23 protein-coding genes and 2 pseudogenes are annotated in these 19,308 nt (G+C 68.5%); 10 read left to right on the forward strand and 15 right to left on the reverse strand.

From position 1 onward, the window contains the following. Positions 1-5: 5 nt before the first annotated feature. Positions 6-1,238: a cytochrome P450 gene (locus AC5WS7_RS16295; protein ID WP_495955335.1), complete on the reverse strand. Its 1,233-nt coding sequence runs from the start codon at positions 1,236-1,238 to the stop codon at positions 6-8. A 129-nt stretch (positions 1,239-1,367) separates the two neighbouring features. Here AC5WS7_RS16295 and AC5WS7_RS16300 point away from each other — a divergent pair, with 129 nt between their 5' ends. The 5 genes from AC5WS7_RS16300 to AC5WS7_RS16320 all read left to right on the forward strand — a co-directional run bounded on the left by AC5WS7_RS16300 (position 1,368) and on the right by AC5WS7_RS16320 (position 5,504). Continuing rightward, positions 1,368-2,141, forward strand: a complete 774-nt coding sequence (locus tag AC5WS7_RS16300) for an SDR family NAD(P)-dependent oxidoreductase (RefSeq protein ID WP_495955336.1) — start codon at positions 1,368-1,370, stop codon at positions 2,139-2,141. Next, positions 2,138-3,019, forward strand: coding sequence for a DUF6282 family protein (locus AC5WS7_RS16305; RefSeq protein WP_495955337.1), 882 nt, complete (start codon positions 2,138-2,140; stop codon positions 3,017-3,019). The genes AC5WS7_RS16300 and AC5WS7_RS16305 overlap by 4 nt, the downstream gene beginning before the upstream one ends. A gap of 19 nt (positions 3,020-3,038) precedes the next feature. Then, positions 3,039-3,869: a mycofactocin-coupled SDR family oxidoreductase gene (locus tag AC5WS7_RS16310; protein ID WP_495955338.1), complete on the forward strand. Its 831-nt coding sequence runs from the start codon at positions 3,039-3,041 to the stop codon at positions 3,867-3,869. 12 nt (positions 3,870-3,881) lie between these two features. Beyond that, positions 3,882-4,634, forward strand: a complete 753-nt coding sequence (locus tag AC5WS7_RS16315; protein WP_495955339.1) for an SDR family NAD(P)-dependent oxidoreductase — start codon at positions 3,882-3,884, stop codon at positions 4,632-4,634. 87 nt (positions 4,635-4,721) lie between these two features. Beyond that, the gene (locus AC5WS7_RS16320; protein ID WP_495955340.1) at positions 4,722-5,504 is read left to right on the forward strand and encodes a crotonase/enoyl-CoA hydratase family protein; all 783 of its coding nucleotides are present in this window, start codon (positions 4,722-4,724) and stop codon (positions 5,502-5,504) included. Between the two features lie 48 nt (positions 5,505-5,552). On the opposite strand, the gene AC5WS7_RS16325 is transcribed toward AC5WS7_RS16320, so the two are convergent. The 3 genes from AC5WS7_RS16325 to AC5WS7_RS16335 form a co-directional block, all read right to left on the reverse strand. Continuing rightward, positions 5,553-6,287 carry an SDR family oxidoreductase gene (locus tag AC5WS7_RS16325; RefSeq protein WP_495955341.1) on the reverse strand — a complete coding sequence of 245 codons (735 nt, stop codon included), beginning with the start codon at positions 6,285-6,287 and terminating at the stop codon, positions 5,553-5,555. 62 nt (positions 6,288-6,349) lie between these two features. Further along, positions 6,350-7,558 carry a GNAT family N-acetyltransferase gene (locus AC5WS7_RS16330; protein ID WP_495955342.1) on the reverse strand — a complete coding sequence of 403 codons (1,209 nt, stop codon included), beginning with the start codon at positions 7,556-7,558 and terminating at the stop codon, positions 6,350-6,352. A gap of 307 nt (positions 7,559-7,865) precedes the next feature. Then, positions 7,866-8,699 carry a sigma-70 family RNA polymerase sigma factor gene (locus AC5WS7_RS16335; protein WP_495955343.1) on the reverse strand — a complete coding sequence of 278 codons (834 nt, stop codon included), beginning with the start codon at positions 8,697-8,699 and terminating at the stop codon, positions 7,866-7,868. A gap of 183 nt (positions 8,700-8,882) precedes the next feature. On the opposite strand from AC5WS7_RS16335, the gene AC5WS7_RS16340 reads away from it, so the two are divergent. Next, the gene (locus AC5WS7_RS16340; protein ID WP_495955344.1) at positions 8,883-9,239 is read left to right on the forward strand and encodes a DoxX family protein; all 357 of its coding nucleotides are present in this window, start codon (positions 8,883-8,885) and stop codon (positions 9,237-9,239) included. Positions 9,240-9,377: 138 nt separating this feature from the next. Here AC5WS7_RS16340 and AC5WS7_RS16345 read toward each other — a convergent pair whose 3' ends face one another. Next, positions 9,378-9,959, reverse strand: coding sequence for a TetR/AcrR family transcriptional regulator (locus AC5WS7_RS16345; protein WP_495955345.1), 582 nt, complete (start codon positions 9,957-9,959; stop codon positions 9,378-9,380). A 149-nt stretch (positions 9,960-10,108) separates the two neighbouring features. Here AC5WS7_RS16345 and AC5WS7_RS16350 point away from each other — a divergent pair, with 149 nt between their 5' ends. Continuing rightward, positions 10,109-11,146, forward strand: coding sequence for an SDR family oxidoreductase (locus tag AC5WS7_RS16350; RefSeq protein WP_495955346.1), 1,038 nt, complete (start codon positions 10,109-10,111; stop codon positions 11,144-11,146). On the opposite strand, the gene AC5WS7_RS16355 is transcribed toward AC5WS7_RS16350, so the two are convergent. From AC5WS7_RS16355 to AC5WS7_RS16395, 9 genes and pseudogenes are all read right to left on the reverse strand, one after another. Further along, complete coding sequence (locus AC5WS7_RS16355; protein ID WP_495955347.1) at positions 11,130-11,684, reverse strand: DsbA family protein; 555 nt, start codon at positions 11,682-11,684, stop codon at positions 11,130-11,132. The two genes, AC5WS7_RS16350 and AC5WS7_RS16355, sit on opposite strands and share 17 nt — an antisense overlap. A 130-nt stretch (positions 11,685-11,814) precedes the next feature. Continuing rightward, positions 11,815-12,945 (reverse strand): FAD-dependent oxidoreductase, encoded by a 1,131-nt coding sequence (locus tag AC5WS7_RS16360; protein WP_495955348.1) that lies wholly within the window; start codon positions 12,943-12,945, stop codon positions 11,815-11,817. A gap of 36 nt (positions 12,946-12,981) precedes the next feature. Next, on the reverse strand, positions 12,982-13,164 hold the full coding sequence (locus AC5WS7_RS16365; RefSeq protein WP_495955349.1) for a hypothetical protein: 183 nt from the start codon (positions 13,162-13,164) through the stop codon (positions 12,982-12,984). 32 nt (positions 13,165-13,196) lie between these two features. Then, positions 13,197-13,628, reverse strand: a complete 432-nt coding sequence (locus tag AC5WS7_RS16370; RefSeq protein WP_495955350.1) for a hypothetical protein — start codon at positions 13,626-13,628, stop codon at positions 13,197-13,199. Continuing rightward, positions 13,625-14,341: a helix-turn-helix transcriptional regulator gene (locus AC5WS7_RS16375; protein ID WP_495955351.1), complete on the reverse strand. Its 717-nt coding sequence runs from the start codon at positions 14,339-14,341 to the stop codon at positions 13,625-13,627. Before AC5WS7_RS16375 ends, AC5WS7_RS16370 begins: the two co-directional genes overlap by 4 nt. Positions 14,342-14,682: 341 nt before the next feature. Beyond that, positions 14,683-15,192, reverse strand: a complete 510-nt coding sequence (locus tag AC5WS7_RS16380) for a thioesterase family protein (RefSeq protein ID WP_495955352.1) — start codon at positions 15,190-15,192, stop codon at positions 14,683-14,685. A gap of 20 nt (positions 15,193-15,212) precedes the next feature. Further along, positions 15,213-15,386 carry a hypothetical protein gene (locus tag AC5WS7_RS16385; RefSeq protein ID WP_495955353.1) on the reverse strand — a complete coding sequence of 58 codons (174 nt, stop codon included), beginning with the start codon at positions 15,384-15,386 and terminating at the stop codon, positions 15,213-15,215. Positions 15,387-15,905: 519 nt separating this feature from the next. Further along, entirely contained in the window at positions 15,906-16,256 is a 351-nt protein-coding gene (locus AC5WS7_RS16390; RefSeq protein ID WP_495955354.1) for a hypothetical protein, read from the reverse strand. Between the two features lie 170 nt (positions 16,257-16,426). Next, positions 16,427-16,576, reverse strand: a pseudogene (locus AC5WS7_RS16395) (helix-turn-helix domain-containing protein); the annotation flags it as partial. A gap of 328 nt (positions 16,577-16,904) precedes the next feature. Here AC5WS7_RS16395 and AC5WS7_RS16400 point away from each other — a divergent pair. The 3 genes and pseudogenes from AC5WS7_RS16400 (at position 16,905) to AC5WS7_RS16410 (ending at position 18,548) form a co-directional block, all read left to right on the forward strand. Further along, complete coding sequence (locus tag AC5WS7_RS16400) at positions 16,905-17,486, forward strand: dioxygenase family protein (protein WP_495955355.1); 582 nt, start codon at positions 16,905-16,907, stop codon at positions 17,484-17,486. A gap of 42 nt (positions 17,487-17,528) precedes the next feature. Next, positions 17,529-17,663: pseudogene (locus AC5WS7_RS16405) on the forward strand (muconolactone Delta-isomerase family protein); the annotation flags it as partial. Positions 17,664-17,711: 48 nt separating this feature from the next. Then, the gene (locus AC5WS7_RS16410; protein WP_495955356.1) at positions 17,712-18,548 is read left to right on the forward strand and encodes an alpha/beta fold hydrolase; all 837 of its coding nucleotides are present in this window, start codon (positions 17,712-17,714) and stop codon (positions 18,546-18,548) included. Positions 18,549-18,842: 294 nt separating this feature from the next. Here AC5WS7_RS16410 and AC5WS7_RS16415 read toward each other — a convergent pair whose 3' ends face one another. Further along, positions 18,843-19,160, reverse strand: coding sequence for a hypothetical protein (locus AC5WS7_RS16415; RefSeq protein WP_495955357.1), 318 nt, complete (start codon positions 19,158-19,160; stop codon positions 18,843-18,845). Positions 19,161-19,308: the final 148 nt, after the last annotated feature.

Below are 19,308 nucleotides of genomic sequence, written 5' to 3' on the forward strand. Positions count from 1 at the left end.
CGCAGTCAGTCCCAGACCAGCGGGACCTGCTGCAACCGCAGTTGGCTGCCGCGCTCGCGCAGGTCCGCGCCCTCGGCGATCCGGTAGTGCGGGATTCGCCGGTGCCACTCGGTCAGCGCGACGACCAGTTCCGCACGGGCCAGATGCATTCCGAGACAGCGGTGGTAGCCGGCGCCGAAACCCAAGTGCTGCTGCAGGTTCGGCCGGTCCGGGTCGAAGACGTGCGGGTCGTCGAACACCCGCGGGTCCTGGTTGGCCGCCGCCAGGCCCAGCCACACCAGATCGCCCTTGCGGATCGGCAGACCGTGGAAATCCATGTCGTGTGCGGCTTCCCGGCCGTCCTGGATGATCAGGCCGTAGAGCCGGATGATCTCCTCGATCGCGTTCGGCCACAACTCGGGCTCGTCGAGCAGCCGCTGCCGGTCCTGCGGATGGGTGGCCATGTGCAGGAACGTGTAGCCCAGGGCGCTGCGGGTGGTGTCGAGTCCGGCCGCCATGATCGTCATGCAGATGGTCAGGATCATCTCGTCGGGGATCGGGGCGCCCTGGTACTCCGCAGTGACCAGCCGGGTCACCAGATCGGTCGTGGGGTCGCCCGGATTCGCCCGGCGGCCGGCGATCGCCGCGGCGAAGTACGCGTCGAGTTCGCGGCGGGTCCGCGCGGCGATCTGCTGTGCCTCGGGGGACTTGTCGAAGAATCCGGTGAACTGGCCCTCCACCCAGGGCTGGAACTTCGGGCCGTCCTCGACGGGCAGGCCGAGCAGTGCCAGGAACAGTTCGGTCGGATAGGTCATGCCGAAGCCGGTCGCCATATCCTCGGACTTGCGCGGCGCGATGTGTTCGACCAGTGCGACGGCGCGCTCCTGCGCCAGATCCGCGATGCGCCGGACCAGCTTCGGCGCGAAGAACGGGTTGAGGATCCGCCGCATTTCGGCGTGCTGGGGCTGATTCAGGTTCTCCGGCAACAGAATTCCCGGTGGCGACCGGTGCAGGGAGCTGACCTGGTCGTTGGTGAAGTCGGCGTCCCGTTGCAGCGCTTCGCGCACGTCGTCGAATCGGTTGAGGACCCAGAAACCCTCCTCGGTCGAATCGTTCCAGGCGAATCGTGCGGCTTCCCGGTCGGCGTTGAGCAACCGGTGCGTTTCCAGCGCGGGGCGTTCCACGCGGTAGTCGGTGTGGAACACCGGACATCCGCCGAGATCGCGTACACCGGCGGAATTGTCGGCCACCTCGGTCATGGCATCTCCTCGTCGAGTCCTGATTTCACTGCGAATTATTAGCATGAATGTGATCTACGTCAACGATTGACATTCAAGCTAATGATGTGCATGATTCGGATGAAATCGAACGATGACAGGAGGCCGGCCATGCGCAGGCTCGAGGACACCATCGCGCTGGTGACCGGCGGAGGTTCGGGAATCGGGGCCGCGTCGGCGCGTCGGCTGGCCGCGGAAGGGGCGGCCGTGGCCGTCGTCGATCTGCACTCCGACGCCGCAGAGGAGACGGCCGAGGATATCCGGCGGGCCGGTGGGCGAGCGGCCGCCTTCGAGGCCGACGTGCGCGACCGGGTGCGGATGCAGGCGATCGTGGCCGAGGTCGTCGCGCAGTTCGGCGAGGTCGGCGTGGTGTTCACCGGAGCCGGGGTCTCGGGCGCGCGGATCGACAGTCATGAACTGTCCGAACAGGATTGGCGCGGCGTGCTCGACATCAACCTGAGCGGCACGTTCTTCACCATCCAGGCCGCGCTGCCGTCGCTGCTGCGGCGCGGTGGCGGTTCGATCGTCACCTGCGGGTCGACGTCCTCCTTCATCGCGACACAGGGCGGCCTCGCGCCGTACCGGGCGTCCAAGGGCGGAGTCAAGATGCTCACCCGGACCCTCGCGATCGAGTATGCGCCGCACGGAATTCGGGTCAACAGCGTGTGCCCGGGCGCGGTCAAGACGAACCTGAGCAGCAATACCGCCGCGATCGTCCCGACCGTCGGCGCGGTGCGCAAACCCTCCAAGCCCCTGAACGTCCCGCTGGGCCGGTACGGCGAGCCCGAGGAGATCGCCGCGGTGGTCGCATTCCTCGCGTCCACGGACGCCTCGTACGTCACGGGCCAGGCGGTCCTCGCCGACGGCGGTGTCACCGCCGAATGACGCGCGAATCCGGCCGGGCCCCGATACTTTTCGACGGCGCCATCGATATGCATTGCCATTTCGGCCCGGAGCCGCTGGTCGAGAAGCTCGCGAAACATCCGCATGCGGTGGACCCGATCCAGGCCGCCCGGGAGGCCGCGGCCGGTGGGATGCGTGCGATCGTGTTGAAGGCGCACGAGTTTCCTTCGACCGCGGTCGCCGATCTGGCGAACAAGGCCGTGCCGCAAGTCCTTTCGATCGCCGGGATGTGCTGTGACCACCCGGTCGGCGGGCTCAACTCGCGGGCGGTGGAGACCGCGCTGCGCGCGGGCGCTCGGGTGATCTGGCTGCCGACGTTGTCCTCGGCGTCGAACAGTCCGCGGGCGGTCGAGGCGGCATTCGGTGTGCGGCAGGGGATTCCGGTGCTGCGTTCGGACGGCGGACTGACCCCCGAGGTGCGCGAGATCATGGATCTGGTCGCCGCGAGCGGTGCGGTGCTGGCCACCGGGCACATCACCACCGACGAGCACTACGCGGTGGCCCGTGCGTTCTGCGGGCGCGGGAAGCTGGTCGTCACGCACGCGATGCACGCGAGCGCGGGGCCGGGGTTGTCCGTCGATCAGGTCGTGGAGCTGGCCGATCTGGGCGCGGTCATCGAGTTCGCCGCGCACACCTGTATGGGAAAGCCGTCGACATTCGGCCAGGTCGTCGCCGCGATCGGCCGGATCGGCCCGGAACGGGCGATCGTGTCCACCGATTACGGCTGGACCGACACTCTGCCGCATCCGGCGGCGGGTTTGCAGGGGTACGTGAACGCCCTGTGGGACGAAGGCGTCGACGAGCGCGATCTGCGGCTGATGGCCGGCACGGTCCCGGCGCGGCTGTTGAGTTTGGACTGAGCACATGGAGGTTGTACGGATGGGACGGGTTGCCGGGAAGGTCGCGCTCATCACCGGCGCGGCGCGGGGGCAGGGCAGAGCGCACGCGTTGCGCCTGGCGCAAGAGGGCGCGGATATCGTCGCGGTCGACTCCTGTTCGGACGTGCCCTCGCTGGAATATCCGATGGCCACGGTGGCGGATCTGCGCGAAACCGAGCAGCTGGTGCGCGCTCTGGGCCGCCGGGTGCTGGCCCGACAGGTGGACGTGCGCGATCAAGCCGGTCTCGACCGGGTGGCCGCCGACGCGGTCGAAACCCTGGGCGGCATCGACATCGTCAGCGCCAACGCGGGCGTCTGCGGCTGCCGGCCGACGTTCGACCTGTCCGAGGCCGAATGGCAGGACATGCTCGACATCAACCTGACCGGAGTTTGGCGCACGGTGAAAGCAGCTGTGCCGCATATGATCTCGGCTGGCCGGGGTGGTTCGGTGATTCTGACCAGTTCGGTGGTGACATTCGTGGGCGCGGCGAACGTCGCGCACTACAACGCATCCAAGAGCGGCGTGGTCGGGCTGATGAAAACCTTGTCGGCGGAACTGGGGAAGCACGGAATCCGCGTCAACGCGGTGCATCCCGGCAATGTCGCCACCGCCATGCTGTTCAGCGATTCCACGCTGCGGGTCTTCTGCCCCGACCTGGAGAACCCGACACCCGACGATCTGCGCGAACGTGCCCGCACGGGAGACGTTCTCGGGCAGGGCTGGGTCGAAGCGGTGGATATCAGCAACGCCGTGCTCTACCTGGCATCCGAGGAGGCGCGATTCGTGACCGGGGTATCCCTGCCGGTGGACTGCGGCCGCCGGATCGGCTGAACGGAGATGACGATGGATTACGGAAAACGGCTGAGCGACAGGCGAATTCTGATCACCGGGGGAGCGGGCGGGATCGGCGCCGCGGCGGCGCGACGACTGTCCGCCGAAGGAGCCGCGGTCGCGATTCTGGACACCGCTGTCGACGCGGCGCGGCAGCTGGCCTCCGAACTGGGTGACGCGACGTCGTTCGAATGCGATGTCACCCAGGAACAATCCCTCGACGCGGCGGTGACGGCGGCAGCGAGAGAACTCGGCGGATTGGACGGCGTGCTGACCTGCGCGGGCATCGCCCGTTCGGGGCTGCCGCACGAAATGACCTTGGACGACTGGTTTTCGGTGATCGCGGTCAATCTCAACGGCACGTTCCTCGCGATCCGGGCCGCACTGCCGTATCTGCTGGATGCGGGGACATCGAGTGTGGTGACCATCGGTTCGGTCGCCTCGCTGGTGTCCGCGAACACCAATACCCCCAGCTACGACGCGTCGAAGAGCGGGGTATTGGGGCTTACGCGTTCGATCGCGGTCGGATATGCCGATCGCGGTGTGCGCGCGAACTGCCTGTGTCCCGGAGTGGTCGACACCCCGCTCGCCCGCCGCGCCCGCGAGGTGGAGGGCGTGACGAGCAATGCGGTCGCCTCGACGCCGCTGGCCCGTCGCGCCGACCCGCAGGAGATGGCGGCCGTGATCGCCTTCCTGCTGTCCGCGGAATCGTCGTACATGACCGGTTCGGTCGTCGCCGCGGACGGCGGCCTCACCGCACGCTGATCCGGCCTGCCTGTGCGGCAACAGGATGCCATCTCATTTCAGTCTTCGAATGACAAGCGATAGAAGCGTTCCCCGGAGGTCTCGGCCATGAAAGAAGGTAGTGCTGTCAGCGATGAGGTGCTGGTGGACGTCCACGACGACGTCCTCGTCGTCACGCTCAACCGCCCGTCGGCGCGCAATGCGGTGAATCGCGCTGTGGCCGAGGCGGTCTCCGCGGCGTTGACCGAACTCGACGCCCGCGCGGATCTCACGGTCGGCGTGCTCACCGGTGCGGGCGGGACATTCTGTGCCGGAATGGATCTGAAGGCGTTCGTGCGCGGCGAATCGCCGGTGATCCCGGGACGCGGATTCCTCGGCTTGGTGGAGGCCCCGCCGGGGAAACCGCTGATCGCCGCCGTGGAGGGGTACGCACTGGCGGGCGGCTGCGAGGCGGTTCTCGCCGCGGATCTCGTAGTGGCCTCGCGCACAGCGAGTTTCGGCATTCCCGAGGTCAAGCGCGGGCTGGTGGCCGCGGCCGGCGGGCTGATGCGGCTGCCGCGGCGGATCCCGCAGGCCGTGGCGATGGAACTGGCGCTGACCGGCGAGTTGATCGGCGCCGAGCGAGCTTTCGAACTCGGCCTGGTCAATCGGCTCGCCGAGGAAGGGCATGCCCTCGACACCGCCCTCGAGCTGGCCCGCTCGATCTCGGCGAACGCCCCGCTCGCCGTGCGGGCCTCCAAACAGATCATTCAGCAGAGCGCGCAGTGGCCGCCGGACACGATGTTCGAACGGCAGCGGGCGATCACGGGTCCGGTGTTCGCCTCGGCCGACGCCCGGGAAGGCGCCCGCGCCTTCGCCGAGAAGCGACCGCCGCGCTGGCGGGGAGCGTGAAGGCCTCGTCGGGTTCGCCGGCTGCCGAGAGCAGCCGGCCGAGCCGGGTCAGTGCGACCGCAACCAGTCGCGGTAATGGGTGCCGGACAGGCGCGCGCCTGCCGGTGCGGTGAGAACATCGCCCTGGACCACGGCGAACAGGCCGGCGGTCGGGTCGGTGACGATGTGCCGGGGGTCGTCCGTGGCTTCCAGGGTGATGCGGCCCAATTCGTCGAGGGTGAAGACGTCCGGCCCGGCGATGTTGCGGATACCGCGCAGCGGTTCGCCGACGGCGACCTGTGCGATCGCGGCGGCGACGTCGGCGGAGCTGATGGGTTGTATCGGGGTTGCGGGCAGGCGCACGACATCGCCGTTGGTGGTCCATTCCATCGTCGGCGCGATGAACTCCATGAACTGGGTGGCACGCACGATCGAGTACGGGACCGGTCCGGCCTCGACGAGCTTCTCCTGAAGCGTCTTGGCCCGGTAGTAGGCCATATCGGGGACCTGGTCGACGCCGACGATCGACAGCGTCACCAGATGCGCGATACCCGCCGCCTGCGCGGCGGTCAGCAGGTTCGTCACCGAGGTGCGGAAGAAGTCCAGGGACTCCTCGTCGAAGGTGGGCGAGTTGGTCAGGTTCACCGCGACCTCCGCCCCGCGCAGCGCGTCGTCGAGGCCATCGCCGGTGAGCAGGTCGACGCCGGTGGAGCGGGAGTGTCCGGTCGCTTCGTGCCCGGCCGCGGTCAGATCGCTGACCACCTGGGAGCCGATGAGTCCGGTGCCGATAACCGAGATCTTCACGAGATTCTCCTTCGATCGACGGGATTCGAGGTGGTGCCCTACATGTGCCGATATCCAGCGGTTCAGAAATATGTGCCCGCGAACGGGGCCTCCTTCGTGCCGAACAGGTTGTCCGCGTCTTCCGATGCGCCGCTTCGCATTTCGGTCACCCGACCGGCAAGGGACAGAGCGCGCCAGCTGGTGCCCCCGAGGTATGCGGCGGACAGGGCGGAGACGTCGGTGGTGAGGTCGGCCGGGGCGTCGACGCGGGCGGCTCCCTCGGCGTGGATGCGGTAGCTGCCGGTGTTGGCTGGCAGCAGCGGATCGGTGACCGCCAGCACCACCGGGGCCGCGTCGCGGTATCCGCGCCGGGACAGAGCGGTCTGCACGTCCACCAGACGCAGCCAGGTCTCGTCGTGGACGCCGGTCACCTCGACCACCCGCTCGTTGGTGAACAGGTGTCGCAGCGGGGCGTCCAGCGGCGTGAAGGGGAATACGATCCGGTCGACGATGTCCAGCGACAGCAGGTGCCGCAGCAGACCGACGTAGGCGGCGGAGGTGGTGGCCACCCAGTCGTCGACCACGATGGTGCGCTGCGGGTTTCGCGGCCAGGCCGCGGAGTCGGCCGCGCGGTAGCGCAGGAAACCGTCTTCCTCGCCCGGCTCGCCGTGCACCACGGTCCAGCCCGCATCGCCCGCGGCCAATTCCTGCAGCCGCCACCAGTACGACGGCCGGTCGATCGCGCCGATCCACGAAACTCGGCCCAGCGCATAGATTTTCGCCAGTTTCTCCCAGCGTTCGCCGGGGGCGGGGTAGTGCACCGGCCCCGCCTGCGGCACGGTATCGCGCAGGCGAGCGCGCCGGTTGTCCAACTCCACACCGGCGTACGAACTCGCGACCCCGTAGCCGAAACGTTCGTAGATGCCGCCCTGGGTGGCGCGCAGCGTCGCGACGATCTCCCCGCGGTCGGCGATATCGGACAGTTGCCGTCGCAGCAACGCGCTCACCACACCGCGGCGCGTGTGCGTCGGCAGGACGCCGACGTGGGTGACCGCGGCGTGCGGCAGCCGCTGCCCGCCCGGCGCCACCAGCCAACTGGTGTAGGAGTCGGCGGCGCCGACCAACCGGCCGTCGAGCCGGGCGCCCAGCGTGCGGCCGGGTTCGACCAATCCGTCCGCGTCCCGCGGCAGCGGTGGCAGACCGACCATCGCGGTCCGGAAAATCGCTCCGGCGGCGCGCACATCCTCCGTGCGCGTCACCGTCTCCAGTTCGAGGGCGGGGTCGGTCGTCATTGCGTCCCTCCGGATAGCGGCTGTGGTTCGAGTTCACGGACGCCGGGTCGGCGATTCGACATTACCGGTGGTCCGGCCGGTCGGCCGGTGCGGTGCCGCGACCCGAGGTGGGCGCCGCCGGTCCGAACCGGTGCCGCATCGCGGACTGGCGAATAATGGAATCTGTTCGGGGACAACCGTTTCGGTGGCACCGTGCGGAGCCGGAGCGCGGACAGTATCCGGATCGAGAATACTGGACCCGACGATCCGGAAGTCCCCCGTCGGGTTGCGGGCTGGTGGCTCGCGAGACGAGCCGCGCAACTGCGGCTCATGAGGCCACCGTGTGCGGGCGCGCACGACCGATCTCGATCCGGCTGACGCGACCGTCCCGGGTGATGACGTCGACAACCGCGAGCAGGTGGCCGCCGGGTGCGATGACGTGGGTCGAGCGTCCGGCGACCAGCATCGCGGTGGCGGCCCGGATCCGGTCGGCGAACAGTCTCGTCTCCTCGGCGACCGCGCGGGCGCCGGTGACGACGGCCGGCGTGCCCGGCGGTACGAGGGCCGGGTCGGCGGTGCGCACACAGTCCTCGGTCATCAGCGCGAGCATGCGGTCGATGTCGCCACCGGCGGCCGCGTCGAGGAATGCGTCGACGACCGCGTTCTTCTCGACGGTGGTCGCGAGGGCCGGATCAGCCCCTTCGATCCGGCGGCGCGCCCGGCTGGCGTGCTTCTTCGCGTTGTCGGCGCTGGTGGCGAGAGTGCGCGCCACCTCCTGGAACGGGATGTCGAACAGGTCGTGCAGGACGTAGGCGACGCGTTGCGGTGGGGTCAGGCGAGCCAGGATCACCATCAGGGCCCGGGAAACGTTCTCGCGTCGCAGATAGTCCTCGTCCGCCGCGAGCGCCTCGGCGGGGAGCATGTCCGCGAGCAGCGGCTCCTCGCGGCGACGGTGTCGGGTGCGCAGCTGGTCGAGGCAGACGTGGGTGAGCACCGTGGTCAACCATGCCGCCGGGTTGCGGACCTCGGTCGCGTCGCCGGTCGATGCCCTGATCCAGGTGGTCTGCACGGCGTCCTCGGCGTCGTGCACCGACCCGAGCAACCGGAAGGCCACCGCGGTCAATCGCGGTCGGGCCGCTTCGAATTCCACATCGGATACCACCGGGTGTCACCTTTCCGAGCTGTGAGACGTCGGGATGAACGAGACCACCGAATCTCTGTTCCGAAGTTCACCACTACTGAAGGAAGCGACCTGTCGATGAGCGTATCCGAGGTCCCGTCCCGGACCCTGTTTCGTGCAATTCTCGCGGACGGTCATGTTTCACGCCGAGAGCTGGTGTGAGGCATGACCGCCCTGTTCGTCGTCACGCTCGTGTGCATCGTGGCGAATGCGGCAATCGCGCTCGCCGATTACGGCCGGGCCGGTTTCGTGCTGCGGAATTCGGCCGAGGTGCACGTTCCCGCGCGCGCCGTGCCCTACCTCGCGACATTGAAACTGGCCGGGGCCGCGGGCCTCGTCGTCGGACTGCTCGCACCGCCCTGGCTCGGTGTGGCGGCGGGCATCGGCCTGACGCTGTTCTTCGTCGGTGCGATCGCCGCCCACATCAGAGCCCGCGTTTTCCACAACATCGCCTTCCCCGGTCTCTACCTGCTTCTCGCTCTGGGCTCCGCCGCCTATCTGCTCGACGCCGCGGTTGGGTAGCGGGCATCCTCGCCGTTCGAACATGCACTGCGACAAGGCTTCTCGATGCCCGGATCGGAGGAGGTGCATGGCAGGCGGGGTGTCGCGAGCCGCCGGGCCGTTACCGGTCGGCGGGCTCGCGTCGTGCTGCGCGAATGTTCACCGACGGCGTGGGGCGCCCGCGCGGCTGCCGTCGAGGAAGAGGCCGGCAGCGGCGGCGCTGGCTTCTTCCAGGCCGAGGCGGCCCTGCCGGGTCAGTTTGACCGCGCTGAGCGCCGCGCCGCTGAGGAATTCGTCGAGGATTTCGATCGAAAGGTCGCCGCGCAGCACACCCTCCTGGATGCCGCGACCGAGCACCTCGTGGACCGGGGCGGCGAGGGTGGGCAGCACCGTTCTGACCCGCTCGTGGTCGCTGAGCAGGACGGCGTAGCGATCACCGACCGCGACCACCGCACGCAGGATGCGCTCGAGCGCCTCGACGACACCGGCGCGGGCGAGACCGGCGTCATCGAGGCGGCGGCCGAGATCGGCGGCCGCGTCGGCGACGAGGGCGTCGAGCAGGGCGTCCCGGTTCGCGTAGTACCGGTAGAGCGTGGCACGGCTGATACCTGCGGCCGACGCCACGGCGGAGAGTCCGGCGCTCGAACCCTCCTCGGAGAACACGCGGGCGGCGGCGTCCAGGATCGCGGCGGATGTGCGGTCGAAACGCGGGGATCCGCTGCCCGGGGAAGGGGCGGTCATTATCTCATCGTAGGTGGCCGTGTCGCAGATCTGGACATCGCTGTCTGCACAGTGCTGTGTACTGGTGATACATTTATGTCTCAATAGTAGACGTAAATGTCGCTCGAAGTTCTCGTTGCGAGTGGCGATCACAGTGAAGGAGTCCCGAGATGGCGCGTGTTCTGGTGACCGGTGGGAGCGGGTTTCTCGGCGCTCACTGCCTGGTTCGACTGCTGGCGGCCGGGTACGAAACGCGCACCACTGTCCGGAGTCCGGCGCGTGCGGAGGATGTGCGGGCAATGGTGCGCGCGGGCGGCGCGGGTGAGCCGGGTGGTCGCCTGGCGGTGTCCGTCGCCGACTTGACCACCGATCCGGGCTGGGCCGAGGCGGTCGAAGGCTGCGATTACGTCCTGCACGTCGCCTCGCCCTTTCCGGCCACGGTGCCGAAGGACGAGAACGAGCTGATCGTGCCGGCCCGCGACGGAGCACTGCGCGTGCTGCGAGCCGCCCGCGACGCGGGTGTCCGACGGGTGGTGCTCACCTCTTCGTTCGCCGCGATCGGTTACGGCCATGCGGAGCGGAGCACCGCGTTCACCGAAGCGGACTGGACCGACCCCGACGCGCCGGGTGTGCAGCCGTATCAGCGATCCAAGACCCTTGCCGAACGGGCGGCCTGGGACTTCATCGCGCGCGAAGCCGGCGGACTGGAACTGGCCGTGGTCAACCCGGTCGGCATCATGGGCCCGGTGCTGAGTGCCGACTACTCCACCTCGATCCAGTTGATCAAGCGCATGCTCGACGGTGCGCTTCCCGGCTGCCCCGACGTCCGCTTCGGCATCGTCGACGTACGCGATGTGGCAGACCTACATGTGCGGGCCATGACCTCCCCGGCCGCCGCGGGCGAGCGTTTCCTGGCTACCAGCGGCGACTTCATGACCAGCCGGGAGATCGCCCGAACTCTCCGGGACGGCTGCGGTGACCTGGCCCGCAAGGTGCCCACGAGAGCGATCCCGAACTGGCTCGTGCGAGCGGTGGCGCTGTTCGACCCCGCCGCGCGGCAGTTGCTACCCGAACTCGGCAAATACAAGAACGCGACCAACGACAAGGCCCGCCGCCTGCTCGGCTGGGACCCGGCAACCCCGGCGGAGGCGCTCGTCGCCACCTGCCGCAGCCTGCACGATCAGGGGCTGCTCAGCCCGCCGCGATGATCGGGGCCAGGCCGCCCGGGGACATCAGGGCGCTGCTCGCGGTGACCTGTTTGCCGTTGACGGTGACGGTGGGGGTGGAGTCCACCCCGCCGGCCAGTACCGCCTTGGTCTTCGCGCGCAGGTACCTGTCGTAGCTGCGGTTGGTGATGCATTGGGCCACAGCGTTTTCCGTATAACCGGCCGTTTCGGCGATGTCGATCAGCCGATCGTCGGCGAGGCCGTCGCTGCCTTCTTCGGGCTGCTGCGCGAACATCGCGGCCAGCCATGACTGGTAGTGGTCCAAGCCGGAATTCGTGACGCAGAACGAGGCGTTTCCGGCGCGGGAGGAGTACTGCGTGGTGCTCGCCCGGTCGAGGAAGGTTATGACGCTGTACTCGACCGCGGCGGTGTGATCGCGCACCGCGTTCTCGAGCACCGACCCGTTGTTCGCCTCGAACATCTTGCAGTACGGGCACTGCAGATCCATGACGACCCGGACCGTCACCCTCGCGTGCGGATCGCCGATCCGGACCGCGCCGTCGGCCAGTACATGCGCCACCGACGACGCCCCCGGGAACCGCGACGGCGTTTCCCGGAATCTCCTTGGCGAATGCGTTGCGGGCCAACAGTCCCGCGCCGATCGCGACGGCCAGCACCAGTTCGCATTCCCGGACGTATTCGGTTGGCTTTCAGTCCGGTTGGAAGAAGGCGAGCACTCTGCGACTGGCATCGGGTGCCATCAACATTTCCTGCAAGCGTGCGGATCGTTCCGCCACCGCGCTGGTCCGGTCGAACATCTCGCGTTCGTATTCCGCTACGGCGGTGGGGAAATCGTCCGGGTGCACGGCCAGTGCGCGGCCGAGCACAGCGCCGTCGAGCAGTGCCATGTTGGCGCCCTCGCCTACCGCCGGCATCAGGTGCGCGGCGTCGCCGACCAGCGTCACGTCCGGGGTGGTCGGCCAGGTCAGGCCGATGGGGAGGGTGGTCATCGACCGCGGCGTGATCATGTCGTCGCAGGCCGCGATCAGCGCGGTGAACTGTGGGTGCCAGCCGGGGAGCAGCTCGATCAGGCGCGCCCGGGCGGCGACCGGATCGCCGAATGGGATTCTGCTGGTCGCGAACCAGTCCTCGGCAGTGTGGTAGAAGCTGATGCCGATGCGCACGCGACCGTCGCCATTGCGTTGCGCCGCAAGCGAAATCCCGTCGCCGAGCACCCAGTAGTTGCCGCGCCCGACCATCGCCGCGAGGTCCGGGTGCGTGCGGTCGATGTCGGGAATGCCGATCTCGACGACGTTCTGGCCGATAGGCACCGGGCGCGCGTCGGTGAGCAGCGCGCGGACCCGGGACTGTGCGCCGTCCGCGCCGACAAGCAGGTCGTACGCGGCACTGCTGCCGTCGGCGAAATGCAGCCGGCCGCCGGCTCCCGGGTCCGATGTTCGCTCCGCGAAGGCGAACGCGTGCCCCCAGCGCACCATGTCCTCGGGGATGGAATTCAGTAGCAGATCGCGCAGATCGGCGCGGTCGACCTCGGGCCGCAGCAGCGGGGCGTCGTCCGGCGTGTCCTCCTGGAGCAGCAGGGTGCCGTCCGGTTCGAGCAGGCGCATGTCCTGGCCCTCGCCACGAGCGATCGCGTAGAACCCGTCGATCAGCCCGGCCTCGCGCAGCGCCGGCTGTCCGGAGTGGATGTCGAGCATGCCGCCCTGGCCGCGCGCGCCGCGCGAGGAATCACGTTCGTACACAACAGCTTCGATGCCGTTGAGGTACAGCATCCGGGCCAGCAGCAAGCCGCCCGGCCCGGCTCCGACGATGGCGATGGTCACGACTTCCTCCGATACGCCTGATAAGTACTGGACTAGTCAGTCCTTGCGACATCCCGATGTGATGAGTGCGATGAAGAGCTTGCCGTTCAGCGCGCTGGTGCGGAAGCAGACGTCGGTGTTTCCGCTATCAGCAGAAGCCGGCGTGCTGTTGGAAAGACGAGATGCCGAGAACATGGTCCGCCGGTGGCCGCGCGGCTCGGGCTTGGTGTGGTGGAACATGGTGCACTGCGGGGCAACCGGCCGGTTTCGCGTCAGGCGACGGCGTCGGTCAGCACGAGGATTCCGCCGGCCAGCAGCGCGATCGCCTTGATCACCTCCAGGGCGACGTACGCGTAGTGGGCGTTCGAGCGGGGAGCGTCCGCACCGGCCAGAACGGCGTCGCTGCGGCGGCTCAGGCCGGGACGGACGAACAGGAGTTGGCCCGCGAGCATCACCACGGCGATCACCGCCGCGACCGAGACGGCGCCGAACGGCGCGAACAGCGATGCCACCACTGTGACCACGGCGAAGACGACCTCGATCGTATTGAGCGCGCGAAACACCATGCGGCCGATGCCGAGTCCGATCGGCAGCGTCACCTGCGGTGCGCGGAATTTCAACGGCGCTTCCAGGAACGAGATCGCCAAGACCATGCCCAGCCAGACGAAAAGGACGGCGGTGATGACGGCCTCGGCGGAACTCATGGGGTGTGTCCTGTCTGTTCGGCGGCGGCGTGCTGCCCGCCGGTGGTGGCGTGCTGCCCGCCGGTGGTGGTCAGATGTGCCAGGCACAGATCGGGCCGGGCGAACGCGTCGAGCCGGTCGACGGTGACGGTTGCGCGCCGGGCGTCCAGCACGCCGCGCATCAGGCCGAGGTGCACCGCGCACACCAGTGCCGGACCTTCTTCGACCAGATCCAGAAATGGGCAGTGCCGCAGCAGGATTCGTTCCCGATCGGCCGGGTCCGGCCGTGGGTCGAAGCCGAGTTCGGCCAACGTGCCCAGCAGAGCATCGACGGCGGATTCCCCGGTATCCGGGGGCGTGAGTCCGCGGCCCCAGGCGCGCCCGGCCCGAAGCGCGTGTGCGGCCGGATCGGGTGCGGTCGCGAGGTCGGCGAGCAGAATCTGCGCGAGCAGTCGATAGTTGCGCGGGCCGGTCGGGTCCATCCCGCGATGGGCGCGAAACATCTGTGCGGGCCGCCCCGGGCCGGTGCGTTCCGGCCGTACTCGCTCGGCCTGCCCGGCCGATACCAGCGCGTCGAGATGGAAGCGCACGGTGTTGGCGTGCAGTCCCAGCCGAGCGGCCAGGTCGAGGATGCTCAACGGTTCGCGGACCGCGCGCAGCGCCGACAGTACGTCGGCGCGCCGGCCGTCCGTACGGGCCGCTCGGACGACGGGATCGGCGCGCGGCGGACTCATCGGCGGACTTCCGTCGCTGCGATGTCCCGGCAGCGCCCCGCCGCGCGCCGTCTCTGGCTCGCATATCCCATGCCTTATTTATACAACTTCGCATTGGATAAATCCGAGTGTGTCGGTCGCGGCAGGCGGGCTGATTCGACGTCTGATCGGACCGACGAAACCGGCCGCGCGGCAGACTCCCGCGGTGGACGACCGAGCAGTGCGTCCGCGGTGCGGGTGACTCCGCGCGGCGACTACTGCGGTGCGAATCGCGAAGTCTCCCTCTGCCGCTGGGGCCGAGGGAGACTTCGCGTGTCGCAGACCTCTCCGACTTCGTCTGCGTTCGCAAGTGATTCGAGCTGTCAGGCGGTTGCACAGGCCGAGGCCAGCGCGGCGCGCTTGGGCTCCAGGCGGCGGGCCTCGTAGTGGGGACGGTGGACTGCGACGAAGTCCATCCGGCCCTCACCGACGATTTCGTGCGAATCACGCACCGTCACTCGCCAACTGCTGAACCGACCACGAGCGCGGACGCATCGGGCGGTGATGGTGATCTCCGCGCCCACCGCGATCGGGCCGAGATGGCCGAGATGCTGGCGAGTGCCCAACGAGCAGAAACCCTCCGGCATCGTCTCGAGGAGTGCGACCATGCACAGTTCCTCGCAGAGCCGGATGACCGCATAGGAGGCCACGACCGGTGGTTTGTTCGACCATTCGGGGCCGGGGCCCGCCGCTTGGACGCAATCCTGTGGGCCGGTGCGGTAGCCGACGGCGCGTTCGTCGCCGACCCGGGCGAGCGTCGGGGTGCTGCGGGAACGGCGGAATCCGTTGGGGGACAGTCGCTGTCGGACAGCACTGGCGGTGGTGGGCATCATATTCACAGCGGTCCGGCCGTTCATGCCGCAACGGCCGAGGCCGGTGCGAGAGCGTCGCGCACATCGTCCAGGCTGCGGAAGTAGTCGTGGACCTGAGCCGCGTCCAGACCGGCCGTGGCCGCGATCTCGTCCATGGTGGCATCGGTGTGGGCGCTGTAGAGATCTCGGGCGATACCCAGAATATATTCGCGCATTCCTCATGCTTTCTACGGGAAAATCCGGTGGAAAAACTGGGTCGGACACGGGCCGACCTGGGCGAATCGATGCGGAGTACTCGCCGGTGAGTACCTGGCGGTTGGTACCGTAAGAGCCCCGTTCGACCGCTCGGTTGCCTCCGGGTTACACATTGCCGGGTTGCTTGCGAACGCTTGCCGTGAGCCCTGCCCGACTCGCACGTGTTCTGTATCACGCGGTGCGGCAAGCATTTTCGTCGAGTTTTCGGGTAAGTGGCGCTGGTTTCCATCCGTCGTCGACGCGGCGGCTGAAGGTCCTGCGCTCGGCGGGGCGGCGCCGTCCCGCCGACGCTGCGGTGCGCAATTGTCGAGATCGACCGAGGCGTGATCCGGGGCCGAGCGCCGAGCAGACACGAGGCGGGCGTTCCGATGCGGGTCGGCCGCTGGGCGCGATAGACATCGGCCCTATCGATCAGGCATTGCTACAGATTAGCTGCGAATCGAATGTGTAATCGCTACCCGCTCTTGTGCGCGGGTCCGTCAGTGTGTGCCCTTCGGCGGGAGCGGGGGATGGGCGGCGTGTGCGGCCGCATCGGTCACCTCGCGGATGCGGGCGGCCGCGCCGCGGAGTTGATCGCCCAGGTGGGTGGTGCTTATGGAACCCACGAAGTAGTCCACCTGCACGTCATCGGCGAAACGGACATCACAGACGAACCAGCAGCGGCCCGTGGGCGAGGTCGGTTCCAGCGCGCAGCGCACGGCCAGTTCGGTCAGTGCGGCGGCGGCTTGCGCAGGTGTGCCCGCGTTGCCGACCCGCCACCACGTCTCGCCGTAGTTGTCGGGCCGCGAGATCGTCACCTGATAGGTGAGCAACTCTCTAGCATCCGCCACTCTAGAGAACATACCGGAAGTCGGGGAATTAGTCACTAGTCAGCAAACACTCATGTGCGGCTCGGCGATTTCCTTATCCGGATGTGACAGTCTGCACATTCGGTGTACACCCATCGAGGTGTGCCCCTCGTTTGGGCAGGTACCGCCCGGTACGTGGACGTGTTATCCCGTCAGATGTCCTCGCGCAGTGCCGCCAGTCCGGCGCGGGAGCGGATGCCGAGCTCGGTATGGATGCGAGTCAAGTGGTACTGAACGGTTTTGGTGGAGATGTACAGCTCGGCCGCGACCTCGCGATTGGGCAGGCCGCAGGCGACCGGCGCGGCGAAAAGGTCACGGGCAGATACGAAGGCACCCGCACGATCTCGTAATCCTGCGGTCCCGTCGCGGCATTCCCCAGGGAGATCCGCGCCGCGTGCCGATCCCCGCGCAGGCAGTGCACGGATGTCGCGGTCCAGTGCAGCAGCGCGCCGGGCCCGACCGGTGCGATGGCCCGATCTGCCCGGTCCACCAGAGCCATTGGGCGACAACGGCACAGCGCATGCAGGACTTGGCTTTGGCAGATCGGTCCCGGTATCGCCAGGACCGTTGACCGCATCCGAAAACGTCAGCTCCACAACCGAATACAGGTCGGTTCTCGAGGAGGATCCGATGACCACCGTCAACCCGGCGCCGACCGGGGCCGATTCCGGCGCCCGCGCCACGATGCGTTTCGTCGCCGACGGCGCTTCCGAGCGCGGGGTGGGCGATTCGGTTCCGATGCGCGCGGGCGAGTCCGGCAGTTCGCTGGCGTGGACCGGCCGGGTCACCTCGATCGACGGCTCGGGCCTGGGGGATGCCACGATCGAAATCTGGCACGCCGACTCCGACGGTCTGTACTCCCAGTTCGCGCCCGGCATCCCGGAATGGAATCCGCGTGCGAGGTTCCGCGCCGACGCCGAGGGCCGCTTCGAGATCCACGCCATGCGTCCCGTGCCATATCAGAACCCCGCCGACGGCGCGTGTGGCAAACTCATCGCTGCGGCGGGCTGGCATGCCTGGCGTCCGGCCCATCTGCACGTGAAGGTTTCCGCGCCGGCACACGAGTTGCTCACCGCGCAGCTGTATTTCCCGAACGACCAGCACAACGACGACGACATCGCCGCGGCGGTCGAGCCCGAGCTGATCCTCGACCCCCGGCCGCTGCCCGGCGGCGACGCCGCCGTCTACGACTTCGTACTCGACCGTGCCTGAACTCCTCACGGTCCGAACGCCTTTCGAGTCCAGGAGGACGACTTGCTGTTCCACGTGCGGATGGATGTCCAGCTGCCCAGTGATCTCGCCCCCGAGGCCCGCGCGCAGATCGTGGCCCGCGAGAAGGCGTACAGCCAGCGGCTGCAGCGCGCGGGCAAGTGGCCGCAGCTGTGGCGGACGACACCGCTGGCCGCCCACCCGTCCAAGATCTGAGCGGGAGCCGACGTGTCGATACTGGCCACCGAATTCGGGCCCGTCGGATATTCCGATCACGGCAGTGGGCCGGCCCTGGTCTTCGTCCACGGCTTCCTGTTCGACAAGCGGATGTGGCGGCCGCAGATCGAGTACTTCGTCTCGATCGGGTGCCGGGTGATCTGCGTCGATATGGTCGGATTCGGCGAGAGCGCCGTGGCCTGCGGCCTTATCGACATGGCCGCGCAGTCCCGGGCGGTGCTCGCGGTTCTGGACGATCGCGGCATCGTTGCGCCGGTGCTGATCGGATATTCGATGGGCGGGCAAGTGGTGCTGGACCTGCTCGACCGCCACCCCGGAAGAGTAAGGGCCGCAGTGTTTTCCGACACCTTCGCCGGACTGGACACGGCCGCCGCCGGCGCGGCGCGACTGGCCCTGGCCGATCGGCTCGAGTACGAGGGGGTGCGCGACTACGCGGAAGAGTTCCTGCCGCTGGTATTGAGCGAACGCACCGTGCGCGAGCGTCCGGCGGTTGCGGCGCACGCCCGGGCAATGATGATCGCCGCCCATCCGAATACCGCCGCGGCCGCGCTGCGGGGCCGTGCGGCGCGGCCGGATTACACCGAAACCGCACGGGGACTGGATATTCCGACGCTCGTGCTGGCCGGCGCCGAGGACGCCTTCGATCGCGGCGTACTGGCCGCCGAACTGGCGGATCTGATTCCGGACGCCCGGCTCGCGATCATCCCCGAGGCCGGTCACACCCCCAGCATGGAGACGCCCGCCGCGTTCGATGCCGTCGTGCGGGAATTCCTGCAGCGTATTTTTCGGGGAGTGCGGCAGCAGGGCCACGATTTCGTCCCGGGCTGAGGCGCCTCGGCGGGGCCCGCGATCGGCCGTGGTCGCAAAACTCCCGGGCTGCCCGGCGACCGGCCGGGCAGCCCGGGAACGAGGTCGAGGTTGGTGCTGCTGCCCACCGGGCATCCGCTCGGCGCGCCGGGCGAGCGACTGCTCGGGGCCCGCTCGCGAGCTGCGCCGTCACGGCACTCGGTGGGAATGGCCGCGCTCTGCTTCGGCGTCGGCCGCGATTCGTTCTCGGCGGCGGAGGGAACGTCCGCTCGCTGTTCGAAAAGCGCTGGAGCGCAGTAGAATCCGCGCTACGGGCTAGATCTGCGGCGCGTTCTGGTCCGTCTGGTTCTGGCCCTGCGGCGCCACGACGAAGGTGCTCTGCCCGGAGTCGTCCAAGCCGGTGTCGAGAATCTTGTCGTCGAGGAAGGCAGCGGCCTTCTCGTCCAGGAAGATGCGGGAGCCCTCGGCGCTGAGTACCTGGTCCTGTTCGGCCGGGGACGCGGCGACCGCGAGCTGGAGTGCCTGGTTGTTCTCGGTCGCGGAGAAGATCCGCAGGCCCGCCTCCGCGGGCGCGCCATCACCGGAGGTGATCGTGCGTACGGCCTCGATGGCTGTGGGGGTGAGCATGAGCATATTTCTGGTTCCTTCCGCTGTCGGACGGACGGCCACGGGCGTGGCCGGTCTTCGATTGCGTGGGCCAGTCTTCGAACCCGATCATCGACGCCGACCGCGTCGTCGGCGTTCCTCCCCGGGTAACCGTGCGTGCTGCGGTGAAACATCT

The organism is Nocardia sp. PLKS1-43, assembly GCF_059510335.1.